The sequence below is a fragment of the Sporolituus thermophilus DSM 23256 genome (assembly GCF_900102435.1).
GTDB classification, from domain to species: domain Bacteria; phylum Bacillota; class Negativicutes; order Sporomusales; family Thermosinaceae; genus Thermosinus; species Thermosinus thermophilus.
Genome location: NZ_FNBU01000009.1, coordinates 59,318 through 75,374 on the forward strand (window position 1 = coordinate 59,318; position 16,057 = coordinate 75,374).

Here is a 16,057-nt window from a genome sequence, read left to right on the forward strand (position 1 = left end):
TGTTCTTTCCATAGCGAGATTGTGCTAAAATAGGTTATGAGTGCCATAGTGGGAGAGGTAATTCATGCACAATTATTGTATCATACCCGACCGTGATTGCCGGGAATTTTGGAAATTTGTCGACAACCTGGCAATCGCGAGCAAATATAAGGATATTCTACAACGAAGCATTATAACCCGGGTTGAGGTGAATACCGCCGAAGGTACATGGGATTTATTTATTAATCTTGCTCAACCATTACCTTCTAAGGTCTTTGAGGTGGCAGCTCAATATTTATCGGCGTCATGCGGATTAACGAGAGTGACCTTTCATCAGGCGGTGCGTGATCTCGATGAAGTTCTTACTAACGAATGGCCAAAGTTAGTCGCCCAGGTGTCTCAGGGTAACCAGGCCATTGCCGTGCTGCTTGGTCACGCTAATTACCGTATTGATGGGGATACGCTTACCATTGAAGTTGAAGGCGAGTTATCGGCTGAGATGCTGATCAGCAAGAAAATAGATGAAAGTATCAGGGACTATATTCTTCATGAAGTTGGCCAGCATTGCCAAGTAAAGTTTCTTTCCTCCCAGCCGACGGCCGAGATCATTTCTAATGAAGATCTGATAACGCCTGAATACCTGGAAGCGCTTACAGAATGTCAAGATCCACGGGAGAAGCAGGATAACAATCCTGTTATTTTCGGTCGAAATATTAAAGACGATCCGGTGCCAATCAGTAGTGTTCAGGATGAAGCGCGTAACATTGTTATTGAAGGAGAAATTATCAGCTTTGAGACGCGTGACCTCCGTTCCGGTCGTACGCTGCTCACCTTTGATCTGGCCGATACCACAGATGGCATAAGCGGCAAGGTATTTTTTGAGGATGCCGAAGAAGCCGGCAAGGTAACTAAAATTCTCAGTGAGGGCATGTGGGTCAAGGTAAAGGGGACCGTTCAGTTTGACAAGTTTGGTAATGAATTGATGATGTTTGCAGATAGTATGTGCCGAACTCATAAACAGGAGCGCATGGATACGGCCGTCATCCCGCGGGTGGAACTTCATGCCCATACGCGGATGAGTAATATGGATGCCGTTGTCTCTGCAAAACAACTTATCAAGACAGCGGCAAAATGGAAGCATCCGGCGATTGCCATTACGGACCATGGCGTAGTTCAGGCTTTCCCTGAGGCCTATGAGGAAGCCGCGAAGGCCGGTATAAAGGTAATTTACGGAATGGAAGGCTACCTCTTTGACGATGATATAACGCAAGCCCGTCATATAATTATTTTGGCCAAGAATGCAATAGGACTGCGAAATTTGTACCGCCTTGTCTCATTGTCTCACTTAAAATTTCTGTACCGGACACCCCGCATTCCTCGCACGGCACTGGAAGAACACCGTGAAGGCCTCATCTTAGGTTCAGCCTGCGAAGCCGGTGAACTTATTCAAGCCATTCTAGCAGGTGCTTCAGAGGAAAACCTTCTAAAAATTGCTTCATTTTATGATTATTTGGAGATTCAACCGATCGGCAACAACGCTTTTCTGGTGCGAGAAGGCAAGGTAGCCGATGACGAAGGGTTACGGCAATTAAATTTACGCGTTTGCGAAATAGGAGAAAAACTTAATAAACCCGTTGTCGCTACCTGTGACGTTCATTTTCTAAACCCGGAAGATGAGGTTTATCGTCGGATTTTAATGGCTGGGCAAGGGTTTGCCGATGCCGACCAGCAGCCGCCCCTTTACTTCCGTACTACTGACGAGATGTTAAACGAGTTTGCTTATCTGGGGGCGGATAAGGCATACGAGGTAGTAGTCGAAAACTCCAGGCGCATAAGCGAGTTGATTGAACAGTTTAAACCTATTCCGGATGAGCTTTATGCGCCCAAAATTCCCGGAGCGGAGGAACAAATCCGGTCAATGGCCTACCAACGAGCAATCGAGCTGTACGGTGATCCGTTGCCCGAGATTGTTGCTTCTCGACTAAAATATGAGTTGGATTCAATTATTAACAACGGTTTTGCCGTCTTGTATCTTATCGCTCACAAGCTGGTCAAAAAATCTTTGGATGACGGTTATCTTGTCGGATCGCGCGGTTCGGTCGGTTCTTCTTTCGTCGCTACCATGACAGGTATTACCGAGGTTAATCCCTTGGCTCCCCATTGGCGTTGCCCGGCATGTAAGCATTCCGAATTTATTACCGATGGCAGTTATGGTAGCGGTTTTGATTTACCTGATAAACATTGTCCTCAATGCCAAACACTAATGAAAAAAGACGGGCATGATATTCCTTTTGCTGTTTTCATGGGCTTTCACGGTGACAAAGTGCCGGATATCGATCTGAACTTTTCCGGGGAATACCAACCGATTGCGCATAAGTATACAGAGGAACTCTTTGGGCGGGACAATGTATTTCGGGCTGGTACCATTGCAACTATCGCCGATAAAACGGCTTTCGGTTTTGTTAAAAATTATTTTGCTGATAAAGGATATGCCGCTCGTAATGCTTATATTAATAAGCTTGTTAGCGGCTGCACGGGCGTGAAGCGTACGACCGGACAGCATCCCGGCGGCATAATGGTAGTTCCCCGCGATATGGACGTGCATCATTTTACTCCCATCCAATATCCGGCTGATGACAAAAACTCTTCAACAATTACTACCCATTTCGACTATCATTCCATCAGTAGCCGTCTCGTAAAACTGGATATTCTGGGGCATGACGATCCGACTGTTATTAAAATGTTGGAGGATCTTACCGGTATTGATGCTAAACAAATACCTTTCGACGATGCAAAGACTATGAGTCTTTTCTCGTCAACGGAAGCGTTGGGATTGACGCCCGAGCAGTTGGGTACCACTGTGGGCACCTTCGGTATCCCAGAGTTCGGCACAAAATTTGTCCGGCAGATGCTAGAAGATACGAAACCCAAGACATTCAGCGAGTTGGTCCGGATTAGCGGTTTTTCTCATGGTACGGATGTCTGGCTGAATAACGCTCAGGATTTAATAAAAAAGGGCATTGCCAAACTTTCTGAAGCCATTTCTGCCCGGGACGATATTATGGTTTACTTGATTCAGAAAGGTTTAGAACCTCAAATCGCTTTTAAAATCATGGAAGGCGTCCGTAAAGGAAAAGGAGTAAAGCCGGAAGATGTAGAGTATATGCGCTCAAAAGGCGTGCCAGAGTGGTATATTGAGTCGTGCCAGAAAATCAAATACATGTTTCCCAAAGCCCACGCGGTAGCGTATGTAATGATGGCATTCCGCATTGCCTATTGTAAAGTTCATTACCCGTTGGCTTTTTACGCTTCCTATTTCACTGTACGGGCTACTGACTTTGACGCCGACCTGATAATCCAGGGCGAGGCCGCCTTGCGTTCCAAAATCAATGAGTTTGAACAGAAAGGCAATAATCTTACGGCAAAAGAAAAAAGCCAATTAACCATAATGGAAATGGCTTTGGAGATGTACTTGCGCGGTTATATCTTTCACCCTGTTAATATATACCGTTCAGATGCAGCAAAGTTTTTAATCGTTGACAATGGGTTGTTGCCGCCAATAGGTTCGCTGCAGGGAGTTGGTGATACGGCTGCCCGCAATATTGTCCAGGCTCGCGAGGAACGACCTTTTTCTTCGGTTGAAGACTTACGCACTCGCGCACGGGTCTCAAAGACGGTCATCGACACTTTGAAAGATCACGGTTGCCTTGCCGATCTTCCTGAAACTGACCAGATTATGCTTTTTGCCTAATGTTGGGGTTAGTGCAAATGTATTTATTGTGAATTTTAGATAGTCAAAAAAGAAGAGACATCACCTCCGCGTAACCAAAAACGATTACACGGAGGTGATGTTTCATGGAGTATTGTTCACTCTCTAATACTGTCTTTCCTCTCAATTATCTTGGCTTTTCGCTTTACCTTTAGCAAGTTTTTGGGTATCATTTAAATATCGGAGACGAATTTAGGAGGAAGCCCTTTGTGCGTACGATCGCCCTTATTGCCCATGATCGCAAAAAACAGGAAATGCTTGATTTTGTAATTGCCCACCGTGAAATATTGGCAAAACATAATTTAGTGGCCACGGCGACCACAGGAAGACTCATTAGCGAAAAGACCGGGCTGGCAGTTACCTCGTATTTATCGGGCCCGCTTGGCGGGGATTTACAAATCGGGGCGCGGATCGCCTGCAAAGAGATTGATCTGGTTATTTTTTTGCGCGATCCTCTTACGGCTCAGCCTCATGAACCTGATATTACTGCCTTATTGCGGGTGTGCGACGTTCATAATATTCCAGTAGCGACCAATGAACGGGGCGCCCATTTGATGCTCTCCGCTTTACTATAGACGCGGATTTAGTGGGAAACAAGGATAGGAGCGAGAGTTTGTGCCGATATTATTACTGGTTGCGGGAATTGTAGTGCTGGACCAGTTATCGAAATTTTATTTTTTGTCACGGATGCTGCCTGGCGACTCTATTCCGATTATTTCTGGCATTTTTCATATAACTTTGATCCTAAACCCTGGAGCGGCATTTGGACTATTTGAACACCAAAGGATATTTTTTATTGTCGTGGCAGCCTTAATGCTAGGGGCAGTTGCTTATTATGTTCCACGAATCCCGGCAGGCATGACGCTGCTGCGTTGGGGTGCGGGGCTTATGGCTGGCGGCGCGGCCGGCAATGTAATCGACCGGATTAGGACTGGCTATGTTGTCGATTTTTTCGATTTTCGCATTTGGCCGATTTTTAATATTGCTGATATTGCTATTGTGACCGGTGTGGCTTGCATTATCTTTACTCTGGTAAAATCGGGGCAGGAAAAGGATGACAGCCTTGACAAATAAAACGTTTTCATTTATAGCAGAAGATGCGGACAAAGGAAAGCGGCTTGATTTGTTTTTGGTTGAGCGGCTACCGGAATTATCGCGTACTCACATCCAAAGATTAATAGCTGCCGGCGAGGTAACGGTCAACGGCAAGGCGGGAAAGGCCAACTATAAGTTAACGCCTGCCGATTCTGTCACCATTCGGTTGCCGGAGCCTAAACCAGCCGAAATTAAGGCTGAAGCCATTCCGCTTGACATTTTGTACGAGGACGAAGATATTATTGTAATAAATAAGCCCCGGGGAATGGTTGTACACCCCGCTGCCGGGAATTACGAAGGCACGCTTGTCAACGCCTTACTCCGGCACTGTGATAGGTTGTCGGGAATTAATGGCGTTAGCCGCCCGGGAATTGTCCATCGTCTGGACAAAGATACTTCAGGAGTTATGATTGCCGCTAAAACGGACCGCGCTCACCTTGATTTGGCCCGACAAATCAAGGAGCGTACTGCCGGACGCAAATATGTAGCAATCGTGCATGGCAATATAAAAGAGAATCAGGGGATTATTAATGCGCCTATTGGCCGGCATCCTACAGAACGAAAAAAAATGGCCGTGGTTTTTGTCAATAGCAAGGAAGCAATTACCACATTCCAAGTACTCGAACGCTTTGGCGATTATACGCTGGTAGAATGCAAATTGCTTACAGGGCGAACACATCAAATCAGAGTACACATGGCTTATATCGGCCACCCGGTTGTAGGCGACCCTGTGTATGGCCCTGAACGCCAACGCTTCGCCATTACGGGGCAAGCGCTGCATGCTGCTGAATTGACCTTTCAGCATCCAATAACAGGAGAGCGCATGAACTTCACAGCACCATTACCGGATGATATGCGCGCAATATTGGACGATCTGCGCTGCCGATAGGATTTTAAGGAGGATGGCAATGGCTGGATTAATAGAGAAAACGGTAATTATGGATGCTCAGGCGATAAGACGGGCGCTAATTCGCGTTGCTCATGAAATTATCGAAAAAAACAAAGGCACCGGTGACCTGGTTTTGGTCGGTATTCGCACGCGAGGTGTCCCGTTAGCCGAACGTCTGGCCAGAGAAATTAAGAATATTGAAGGCGTAGAGCCGCCGGTTGGTATTCTTGATATTACGCTTTACCGAGATGACTTGTCCACGCTCGGTCATCAGCCCGTTGTTCATGGGACGCAGATTCCCGTCGATGTAAACGGAAAAAAAGTTATCCTTGTAGATGATGTTTTGTATACCGGACGGACCGTTCGTGCGGCTCTTGATGCTATTATCGACATCGGGCGACCGCGCTTGATTCAGCTCGCGGTTTTAATTGACCGTGGTCATCGGGAATTGCCGATTCGGGCCGACTATGTGGGGAAAAATGTACCAACGTCGCGGAAAGAAGTGGTTAGTGTGCAAGTAGAACCGGTTGATAAGGCCGACAAGGTTGTTATTAAGGAATTTGCCGAGTGAAATAAAGGCTGATGCGTTAGCAGCATCAGCCTTTATTTATCAATAAGGTTTGTTACGAGATTTTCGTCCGGTGTGACATAAAGAGTTTTTTGGTGCTCATAAATCACAAATCCTGGTTTGGCGCCGGCCGGCTTTTTTACATGCCGGCGTCTGGTAAAATCAACAGGGACATTAGATGATTGCCGGCCTTTGCTAAAGTAGGCCGCTATTTGCGCTGCTTCCCAAAGGTCCAGATCGTCCGGCTCTTCGCCGTGACACTGCAGGATAACGTGGGCTCCCGGCATGTCTTTGGCATGCAGCCAAATGTCATCGGGGCGGGCAACTTTGAAAGTCACAAAATCATTTTGGATATTATTCTTGCCTGCAATGAATTTAAAGCCGCCCCGCGTTGTCCCGGTTAAGGGTGTCGACGGCGCCGGGACTTGTCGTCGGTTGCGACTATCTTGGGGAAGATAGCCTGCGGCAGCGAGTTCTTGACGGATTTCGTTAATTTCAGGCAAAGTGGTGGCCTGATTGAGAGATACTTGAATACTTTCCAGATACGCCAGCTCCTGACGGCGTTGTTGTAGCTGGGCGGCAATTAATTCTTGGGCGCGCTTCAGCTTGCTATATTTAGCGTAAAAAGATTGGGCATTTTCAACCGGTGTCAGGAGAGGGTCTAGTTCGATGGTTACATAAGGGTCGTCTCCGTGAATATCATACAGATTTGGCAATTTTACCTGATTAACGCCTTTAGGGATTTGATAGACATTCGCCATAATTATATCGGCTAGCCGGCGCCATGTTTCGGCGGTGAGGGCTTCGTCACTTTCTTGTTTAAGGGCCGTTATTTTTCTTTGCAGGCGCGCTAATTCCGCCGATATAACTTTTTCCAGAACGTCTTTGTCCGGTAGCCGCCGGATTTTATCGAGACCGAGGGCAAAAATAACCGCTTCGTTCATTGTTGGGAAAAAGCAAGTTTTATAGCCGTTCAAATGTTCAAGCGGGTAGGCGGCGAGAGCAATAAGGGAGTCTTTGTCGTCTACAACCACGGCTGGTTGGATCGAACCGTTGCGCAAGGGACCCACAAGGTCCTGAACTGCTTCGGCCAGAGAAGCAAAGTCGGCCGTATCAAGCTGGTCTATTTTAATATCGGTAGGCAGGCCTGCACGCCACACAAGCTCTTTGGCGGTGAGAGGGCCAATGCCAACGGATACGTCAATTATCGCTTTGGTCAATAATCCGTTTTTGACCGAACGGAGTTTAGTCAGAAAAATTTCGGTTGTATCATTTAGAAAGTTGACGCCGTCCCGTGCCGGCGGATGCAAATAGGGCTTGCCGGGGAGCACCTGGCGGTGGCGGCTCAGGGAAGCCGGTATGCGTCGGATGGCGTCAAGAATAGAATTGTCATGGATAAAAATGATATTGCTATATTTACCCATAAGTTCTACCGCTAGTATTTTACTGGTTATACCGCCGGACTCATCGCGAACGTCAATCGTTATGTAGGCAATGCGGTCAAGACCGTGCTGGGTGACGGCGGCAATGCGTCCGTTAACCAAGTGTTTACGCAGCAGCATGCAAAATGTTGGTGGTACAGCCGGGTTTTCTGGCGGGGTGTCACTTAGGTACAGGCAGGGACTAGCGGGGTTTACAGAAATAATCAAGCGTAGTGTTTCGTGGTGCTGGCGTACCCAGATTACCAGTGTATAGTCATCGGGCTGAAAAATTTTATCAATCCGTCCGCCGGTTAGTTTGGCATTTAGTTCCCATAGCAGCGGTGCAAGCGTTAATCCTTCAATATTCATAGTCGTCCTCCGTCATAATTTGGCAATAGTATAACATTAGCGCTTCAGCAGGTCAAACCTGGTCTAATTGTTGTCGCACAGGAATAACATGGTAAAGAAAATCCATGTGGCGAGGTGGCTAGCATATGAATAGCGACAAATGGTATGCACGGACTGCAGATGAAGCGTTAGCATTCTGGCAGACTGATCCTTACGATGGTTTGTCATCAAGCGAAGTGAAAGCGCGCTTAAATAAATTCGGGTTCAACCAAATGGCGGAAAAGCCGGCGGAGCCCTGGTGGAAATGTTTTTTGGCCCAGTTTCAGGATTTCATGGTCTTGGTACTTTTGGCCGCGACGCTTATTTCTGCTTTTTTGGGCGAATACTCTGACGCCGTAACCATCCTGGCGATTGTAATCATCAACGCCATTTTGGGTTTTGTCCAGGAATACCGGGCCGAACAGTCCATGCAAGCTTTAAAGCAGCTTGCGGCCCCGTCGGCCAGGGTAATACGGAACGGCATGGTTCAGCAAGTTGTTGCCCGTGAGTTGGTGCCGGGAGATATTCTTGTCCTGGAAGCAGGGGACAAAATTGCCGCCGACGGACGTCTGATCGACGACTATAATCTGCAAGTCGAAGAGGCGGCCCTCACGGGAGAGTCGCTCCCTGTTCGTAAAATCGCCAATCGTCAATTCGGGGAAAACGTGCCGCTGGGCGATCGAAAAAACATGATTTACGCTGGCACCAGTGTGACCCGTGGACGGGGTAAGGCGGTCGTCTGCGCTACCGGTATGAGGACAGAAATGGGACATATTGCCGGACTAATTCAGGCATCAGAAGAAGAGAACACTCCCCTGGAGCGCCGTCTGGAAAATCTCGGACGATGGCTGGTCTGGGGCTGTTTGGCCATTTGCTTTGTGGTTATGGTCACCGGCATTTTTAAAGGAGAACCTTTGTTTTTTATGTTAATGTCCGGTATCAGCCTGGCGGTCGCAGCCATTCCGGAGGGCTTGCCGGCGATAGTGACGGTTTCGCTTGCCCTTGGCGTACAGCGAATGATCAAACGCAATGCCATTGTCCGCAAACTGCCCGCCGTAGAAACGTTAGGATGCACAACCGTTATCTGTTCCGATAAAACAGGTACGCTGACGCAAAATGCCATGACGGTTCGCCGGATTTATACCGGAGGAAAGCTTTTCGACGTTTCTGGGACGGGTTATGACATTAAAGGAGAATTTTTCTTAAACGGGCAGGAATTTGACCCCAAAAAGGATAACTCTTTACAAAAATGCTTATTAATTGGCGCTCTTTGCAATAATAGTGTGGTAAAACAGAACAATGTGAGTATTACGGGACTCTGGCGCCGGAAAAACAGTTCGGGATGGACGGTGGAAGGCGATCCCACCGAGGGGGCGCTTGTCGTTGCCGCGGCGAAAGCCGGTATTTGGCGCGAAACCGTTGAAAAAGCAATAAGCCGCGCGGCGGAAATTCCTTTCGAATCGGAGCGCCGCCGGATGTCTGTCGTCTACCGGACGGCTGACGGAAACCACACTCTTTACGTTAAAGGTGCACCCGATACGGTTTTGGAACTTTGCCGCTATTATTACAACGGTACAACCGAAGTGCCTCTGACGCCGGAACTGGTCGCGTCCATCACAGCGGCCAACGAGAGCATGACTTCCCAGGCCCTACGTGTTTTGGCCGTTGCTTATCGGAACCTTTCCGCTGCTGAAGCGGTAAATGTCAGCGACGCAGAAGAGAGGGAACTTGTTTTTGTCGGCCTAGTTGGCATGATTGATCCGCCGCGGGAAGAGGCCAAAAGAGCTATAGCTTTGTGCAAACAAGCGGGCATTAAGACCGTGATGATTACGGGCGATCATCGCAATACAGCAATTGCTATTGCCAAAGAACTGCAAATGTATAAGGATGATTCTGATAAAGCTCTTACCGGGGCGGAACTTGACGCTTTAAGCGACGCCCAATTAGCCAAAATAGCCAATCAGGTATCGGTCTATGCCCGCGTATCGCCGGCCCATAAGCTGCGGATTGTTCGTGCCCTTCGTCAAAACGGTCATATTGTGGCGATGACCGGCGATGGCGTTAACGATGCCCCTGCTATTAAGGAAGCCGACATCGGCGTCGCCATGGGGATCACTGGAACTGACGTATCTAAGGAAGCTTCTTCTATGGTGCTGTTAGATGATAATTTTGCTACTATTGTCGGTGCGGTAGAAGAAGGCCGGGGTATTTACGATAATATTCGCAAGTTTATCCGCTATCTTTTATCATGCAATATCGGTGAAGTGCTTACAATGTTTATCGCCGCCCTTGCGGGAATGCCGCTCCCGCTATTACCAGTCCAAATTTTGTGGGTCAATCTTGTTACCGATGGCCTGCCGGCCATGGCGTTAGGCGTTGATCCCAGCGATCCGGATATTATGAACCGACCGCCCCGCCACCCAGCCGAAAGTGTTTTTTCGCGCGGTTTAATCTGGATAATCGTTACCCGCGGCATCCAAATTGGGTTGAGCACGGTTTTGGTTTTTGCCGCTGTATATTATTGGAAAGGCGATTTATCGCTGGCCCGTACGATGGCCTTCAGTACATTGGTCTTCTGCCAGTTGTTCCATGTTTTTGATTGCCGTTCTGAAGTATTAACCATTCATGAGATTGGCATACTTACCAATAAGTTTCTTGTATTGGCTGTTTTCTGTTCAATTACCATGCAATTGGCCGTAATCTATATCCCTTTCCTGCGCGGTATCTTTGAAACAGCTCCTTTATCGCTTATCGACTGGGCATGTGTGTTGGTTGTTTCCGGCTGGACTTTTATTCTCAGCACGTTACGGCATTTCTTGCGGCGGCGCCCTGGACGGCGCTATGCCGTAAGTTATAGATAATTGCCACGAGCGCATCAGGAGGAAAGAATAATGCAGTTCACAAAATGGCACGGACAAGGCAATGACTTTGTTATTGTTAACGGCTTTCAAGAGAAAATTGAGGACTATGCCCAAGCGGCGGTTAAAATCTGCGACCGTCATTTTGGGATAGGCGCCGATGGTTTAGTTATCGTCGGACCTTCGGAAACGGCCGATTTTCGGATGCGCATATTTAACTCCGACGGTAGCGAAGCGGAAATGTGTGGCAATGTGACTCGCTGCGTCGCTCGCTATGTCTATAAATACGGTCTTACGGACAAAACGAAAATTACTTTAGAGACCCTTGCCGGCCCCATTAAGCCCGAACTTGTTTTTGAAAATGGCGTTTTTCGAACCGTCCGGGTTGACATGGGTGAACCGCGCTTAAAGCGGGCACAGATTCCTATGATAGGCGAACCTGACGTGGAAGCTATTAACGTTCCGCTTGTGGTTAATGACAGGACTTATAACATTACTTGTGTATCGATGGGCAATCCTCACTGCGTGATTTTTGTGGACGATGTTGAGGAAATTGATTTACCGGCTATAGGGCCGCTCATCGAAAACCATCCAATCTTTCCCCGCAAAACAAACGTTGAGTTTGTTCAGGTGTTAAACGACCGTGAAATGCGGATGCGTGTCTGGGAGCGAGGCGCGGGTATTACCTTGGCCTGCGGAACCGGAGCAAGCGCTACACTGGTGGCAGCCGTACTGAACGGAAAGGCAGGCCGGATGGCTACCATTCACCTGGACGGTGGCGATTTAGTTGTCGAATGGGGTAACGATAACCATGTTTATATGTCTGGTCCAGCCGTAGAAGTATTCCGCGGTGAATACTTATTGAGTTTGTAGATAACGGAGCCTCTTCTTGAGGCTCCTTTTTTTAAACTATGTACCTGGTATTTAAAAGGAAATTTTTTACAAAAAAATAATATAATAATAATAAATATATAAGAGGTAGGGGGTGCCGAAATGAGGATAGTTTGTGCCGCTGTCGTGATTATGTTTTTGCTGTGCAATCAGGCTTTGGCTATTGCCCCTGTTAATGCTGTGATGATGAAAGAAGCGCAAAGATATGGGATAGAGAAAGCCCATGTGTCCCTAGATGAATTCCTTATTGCTTGGACAGCCTATGAAGAGCAGGCAGTTGTCCTGGATGAGATGACGGAACGCGCACATTTATATACACCGTATTTGCTTTTGGCTTGTGATGCGCGGGAAAAAACCCAAAAGTCTCAGCCGATAAAACTAAGCGACAGTGAAAAGATATTGGCCGATTACGCCGGGTTTCTAGCGTTCAGCGTCACCTTGGTCGGCAATAGTAAAGACTTCGCAAAAACGGTAAACGCCGTTATAAAACAAGGTCGGCGGGGTATTACCGCCGATCAGATTAATATACCTGGTGAAGCTACTGTCATTGTTAACAAAGGGACGCAAAAGCTCTACGTTGTGCAAGCATATCTCTATTTTAAAGAACGGAATATAGATGCGAACAAGCCGGCTATATTGGTTGTTACAGCGTATGACCAGAAAAAACACAGCTTTTATTTTGATTTACCAAACATTAAGTAAAAAATGAATTAGGTACTGTACGGAGGGCAAAAGCCCCTCCTTTTTCTATTGCTTTTTTCCGGCGAAAAAAGGAATTATAGGAAGTAAGGCGAAGTAATTTTAAAAAATCATGGTTTAAATATATTTTTTGCCGTCAATAATAACAACGCGAAGGAAGGTGCATCATCTGGTGCTCAAAAGTATGACTGGATTTGGTCGCGGGGAATATATCGACAGCAATCATCGTTTTACCGTCGAAATTAAAGCTGTAAATCATCGTTATACCGAAATTGGAATCCGGGCGCCGAAAAATCTGGGGGCTTTGGAGGACAAAATTCGCCGTAGCATTGCCCAAGCGTTGTCCCGAGGCCGCGTTGATATATATATTGCCATGGAAGAATTTGGCGAGCAGCAACGGATGGTTAGGGTTGACAAAGAATTGGCAATGGCTTACCATAATGCAATGAGAGAATTAGCGGGGTTATTGAACAGCTCGGCCGTGGATTTTACGTCGCTTATTGCAAGGTTTCCTGATGTTCTGAAAGTGGAAGAAAAAGAGCAAGATGTCCTGAAGTTATGGCCCAAATTAGCGGAAGCAATGGATGCAGCTATCGGCAATCTCCTCGCTATGCGTTTGGCCGAGGGCGCCAACATACAAGCTGATTTGACAACGCGAATTGCCAAAATAGAGAGTTATGTTCAGCAGCTTGAAGAGCGGATGCCGGTAGTGCTGGAAGAATATCGCGCCAAACTGCTGGCACGCATGCGCGATGCCTTGACTGCTATAGGGGCCGAGCCTGACGAGACGCGGTTGCTCCAAGAGGTGGCTTGTTTTGCCGACCGGACTAATATTGCGGAAGAACTGGTACGGCTAAAGAGCCATCTTGCCCAGTTTCGTTCCACTCTGGACGCTGATGAGGCTGTAGGAAGAAAGTTGGACTTTATCGTGCAGGAGATCAACCGCGAAACCAATACCATTGCCTCCAAGGCCAACGATTTCGCTGTTGCGAACATTGTTGTTGAAATTAAAAGTGAGATTGAGAAGGTCAGAGAGCAAATCCAAAACATAGAGTAATATAGAGTAATAAAATGTGAAGCGCAGCCAGAATTTTATTAGGGGGAATTTATTATGGAGATTAAACTTATTAATATTGGTTTTGGCAATATCGTATCGGCTAACCGTATTGTTAGCATTGTTAGCCCCGAATCGGCTCCCATCAAACGAATTATTCAAGAAGCCCGTGACAGAGGGATGTTAATTGACGCGACTTATGGCCGCCGTACTCGCGCCGTTATTATCGCCGATAGTGATCACGTCATTCTCTCAGCTGTTCAGCCCGAAACGGTTGCCCATCGTTTGGCCAGCAAGGATACAAGCGATGATACGGCGGAATAGACACTGAAAGGAGACTCGCAAATGGCGCAGCAAGGGATCTTAATTGTGCTTTCCGGGCCGTCCGGGACAGGTAAAGGGACGATTTGCCGGGAATTGCTGCGTAATGATCCTAATTTATATTACTCAATCTCAGCCACCACCCGCTCACCCCGTACCGGGGAGGTGAACGGGGTTAACTATTGGTTTGTATCTCGCGAAAAATTTCAAGCCATGATTGAAAACGATGAGCTGCTTGAATGGGCCGAAGTGTACGGGAACTTTTATGGAACACCGCGGCAATATGTAATGGATTTACTAAATGGTGGCAAGGATGTTTTGTTGGAGATCGATATCCAGGGCGCGTTGCAGATTAAAAAGAAGTTTCCCCAGGGGGTATTCATATATATCTTGCCGCCCTCTTTGGACGAACTGGCGGATCGCATTCATAAACGAGGGACTGACAGTGCTGAAGCGATTAAACAACGGTTAAGCTGTGTAACGAGTGAATTAAGCTGCGCTTATAACTACCATTATTTGGTTGTGAACGACGAAGTGGAGCGTGCAGTACACAAAATAGCCGCAATTATTACGGCGGAAAAATGCCGGGTGGAGCGCAACAATGGCTTGATTGACAGCATTTGTCAAACTTCACGGAACGTACTAAAACTTTAAAGGAGGGAGTCTGGTTGATTCGTCCATCCTTAGACGTTTTAATTGATAAAGTTGACAGTAAATATACATTAGTCGTTCTTGCAGCAAAGCGGGCCCGGGAAATTATGAATGGTGAGCCTCCGCTTGTGGAAAGCAAATCGAATAAACCCGTTACCATAGCCTTGGAAGAGGTTGCCCAAGGCAAAATTACTTATGAACGTACCAAGACAGGTATTAAGTAGGAGGCCACCGTGATGAAGGGCAAAAATATTGTCCTGGGCGTTAGCGGCGGCATTGCCGCTTATAAAAGTGTGGAAATAGTCAGCCGTTTGCGGAAAGCCGGGAGTTCTGTTCATGTTATTATGACCAAGTCGGCTACTGAATTTGTTACACCCCTTACTTTTCGGGAGATAAGCGGTAATCCGGTAGTTGTTGATATGTGGGAAGAACCGAAAAACTGGAATGTTCAGCATATTGCATTGGCCACTTTGGCCGATTTATTTTTAATAGCCCCTGCAACTGCCAACATTATTGGCAAAATTGCCAACGGTATTGCCGATGATATGCTTTCAACGACTGTGATGGCTACCAAAGCGCCGATAGTACTGGCGCCAGCCATGAATAGCAATATGTATCTAAATCCTATTGTCCAGCAAAATTTGCAAAAACTGGCTGGATTGGGCTATCACATTATTGAACCCGCAACAGGCATGCTGGCCTGCGGGGTGGAAGGTCCCGGACGTTTGCCCGAGCCGGAGATAATTGTTGCCAAAGTGGATGAACTGCTCCGGCCGCACGGTGTACTGGCCGGAAAGCGAATTTTGGTTACTGCCGGCGGTACGCGGGAACCGCTCGATCCAGTGCGTTATTTAGGCAACCGGTCGAGTGGCAAAATGGGCTATGCAATCGCCGAAGCAGCGGCGCTCCGCGGCGCGGAGGTTATTCTCGTCTCCGGCTCCACCGGATTAAACCCGCCACGGGGTGTTTTAGTAAAAATGGTGGAAACAGCGGAAGAGATGCGGCAGGCCGTGTTGGCCGAATATGCTGCCTGTGATGTAGTGATTAAGGCGGCGGCTGTGGCCGATTATCGGCCTAAAGAAATAGCTGAGCATAAAATCAAAAAAACCGGGGAGACGCTTACTCTTGTTTTGGAAAAAAACCCGGATATTTTACGGGAGTTGGGAGCGTTGAAGCGCCACCAGATCCTGGTGGGGTTCGCCGCTGAAACGCAGGACTTGCTTGGTAATGCCCAGGAAAAGTTGGCCAAGAAAAATCTTGATATGATAGTAGCTAATGATGTTACGCTCCCGGGTGCGGGTTTTAACGCCGACACTAATATTGTTAAGCTTATTTACCGTGATGGTAGTGTTGAAGAACTAGAACAAATGCCAAAAAAGCGTGTTGCGGAAATTGTTCTTGACAGAATTTGCGATTTATTGACAAAAAGAGGTTGATTTTTTTCTTGTTTTACTTTAAAATTGCTTTGGTGAAAA

General features: G+C 47.3%; 14 protein-coding genes. 13 read left to right on the forward strand and 1 reads right to left on the reverse strand.

Annotated features, from left to right (window positions below):
* Positions 1 to 64: 64 nt before the first annotated feature.
* The 5 genes from BLQ99_RS07025 (at position 65) to pyrR (ending at position 6,303) form a co-directional block, all read left to right on the forward strand.
* On the forward strand, positions 65 to 3,730 hold the full coding sequence (locus BLQ99_RS07025; RefSeq protein ID WP_093689497.1) for a PolC-type DNA polymerase III: 3,666 nt from the start codon (positions 65 to 67) through the stop codon (positions 3,728 to 3,730).
* 227 nt (positions 3,731 to 3,957) lie between these two features.
* Positions 3,958 to 4,323: a methylglyoxal synthase gene (locus tag BLQ99_RS07030; RefSeq protein ID WP_093689499.1), complete on the forward strand. Its 366-nt coding sequence runs from the start codon at positions 3,958 to 3,960 to the stop codon at positions 4,321 to 4,323.
* A gap of 40 nt (positions 4,324 to 4,363) precedes the next feature.
* Positions 4,364 to 4,822, forward strand: coding sequence for a signal peptidase II (lspA, locus tag BLQ99_RS07035; protein ID WP_093689501.1), 459 nt, complete (start codon positions 4,364 to 4,366; stop codon positions 4,820 to 4,822).
* A complete protein-coding gene (locus tag BLQ99_RS07040; protein ID WP_171904622.1) occupies positions 4,803 to 5,732 on the forward strand; it encodes an RluA family pseudouridine synthase in 930 nt (309 codons plus the stop codon). Before lspA ends, BLQ99_RS07040 begins: the two co-directional genes overlap by 20 nt.
* A gap of 19 nt (positions 5,733 to 5,751) precedes the next feature.
* On the forward strand, positions 5,752 to 6,303 hold the full coding sequence (gene pyrR / locus BLQ99_RS07045) for a bifunctional pyr operon transcriptional regulator/uracil phosphoribosyltransferase PyrR (protein ID WP_093689505.1): 552 nt from the start codon (positions 5,752 to 5,754) through the stop codon (positions 6,301 to 6,303).
* A 32-nt stretch (positions 6,304 to 6,335) separates the two neighbouring features.
* Here the strand turns inward: pyrR and BLQ99_RS07050 are convergent, their stop codons facing one another.
* Positions 6,336 to 8,090, reverse strand: a complete 1,755-nt coding sequence (locus BLQ99_RS07050; protein ID WP_093689507.1) for an Rqc2 family fibronectin-binding protein — start codon at positions 8,088 to 8,090, stop codon at positions 6,336 to 6,338.
* Positions 8,091 to 8,215: 125 nt separating this feature from the next.
* On the opposite strand from BLQ99_RS07050, the gene BLQ99_RS07055 reads away from it, so the two are divergent.
* The 8 genes from BLQ99_RS07055 to coaBC all read left to right on the forward strand — a co-directional run bounded on the left by BLQ99_RS07055 (position 8,216) and on the right by coaBC (position 16,018).
* Positions 8,216 to 10,969 carry a calcium-transporting P-type ATPase, PMR1-type gene (locus tag BLQ99_RS07055; protein WP_093689509.1) on the forward strand — a complete coding sequence of 918 codons (2,754 nt, stop codon included), beginning with the start codon at positions 8,216 to 8,218 and terminating at the stop codon, positions 10,967 to 10,969.
* Positions 10,970 to 10,999: 30 nt separating this feature from the next.
* Positions 11,000 to 11,839 carry a diaminopimelate epimerase gene (gene dapF / locus BLQ99_RS07060; RefSeq protein WP_093689511.1) on the forward strand — a complete coding sequence of 280 codons (840 nt, stop codon included), beginning with the start codon at positions 11,000 to 11,002 and terminating at the stop codon, positions 11,837 to 11,839.
* A gap of 120 nt (positions 11,840 to 11,959) precedes the next feature.
* Positions 11,960 to 12,559: a hypothetical protein gene (locus tag BLQ99_RS07065; RefSeq protein ID WP_093689513.1), complete on the forward strand. Its 600-nt coding sequence runs from the start codon at positions 11,960 to 11,962 to the stop codon at positions 12,557 to 12,559.
* Positions 12,560 to 12,740: 181 nt separating this feature from the next.
* Positions 12,741 to 13,613, forward strand: a complete 873-nt coding sequence (locus BLQ99_RS07070; protein ID WP_245690319.1) for a YicC/YloC family endoribonuclease — start codon at positions 12,741 to 12,743, stop codon at positions 13,611 to 13,613.
* A gap of 54 nt (positions 13,614 to 13,667) precedes the next feature.
* The gene (gene remA, locus BLQ99_RS07075) at positions 13,668 to 13,934 is read left to right on the forward strand and encodes an extracellular matrix/biofilm regulator RemA (protein ID WP_093689517.1); all 267 of its coding nucleotides are present in this window, start codon (positions 13,668 to 13,670) and stop codon (positions 13,932 to 13,934) included.
* Between the two features lie 21 nt (positions 13,935 to 13,955).
* Positions 13,956 to 14,585 carry a guanylate kinase gene (gene gmk, locus BLQ99_RS07080; RefSeq protein ID WP_093689519.1) on the forward strand — a complete coding sequence of 210 codons (630 nt, stop codon included), beginning with the start codon at positions 13,956 to 13,958 and terminating at the stop codon, positions 14,583 to 14,585.
* 14 nt (positions 14,586 to 14,599) lie between these two features.
* Positions 14,600 to 14,806, forward strand: a complete 207-nt coding sequence (gene rpoZ, locus BLQ99_RS07085) for a DNA-directed RNA polymerase subunit omega (RefSeq protein WP_093689521.1) — start codon at positions 14,600 to 14,602, stop codon at positions 14,804 to 14,806.
* Between the two features lie 9 nt (positions 14,807 to 14,815).
* Positions 14,816 to 16,018 (forward strand): bifunctional phosphopantothenoylcysteine decarboxylase/phosphopantothenate--cysteine ligase CoaBC, encoded by a 1,203-nt coding sequence (coaBC, locus tag BLQ99_RS07090; RefSeq protein WP_093689523.1) that lies wholly within the window; start codon positions 14,816 to 14,818, stop codon positions 16,016 to 16,018.
* Positions 16,019 to 16,057 lie beyond the last annotated feature (39 nt).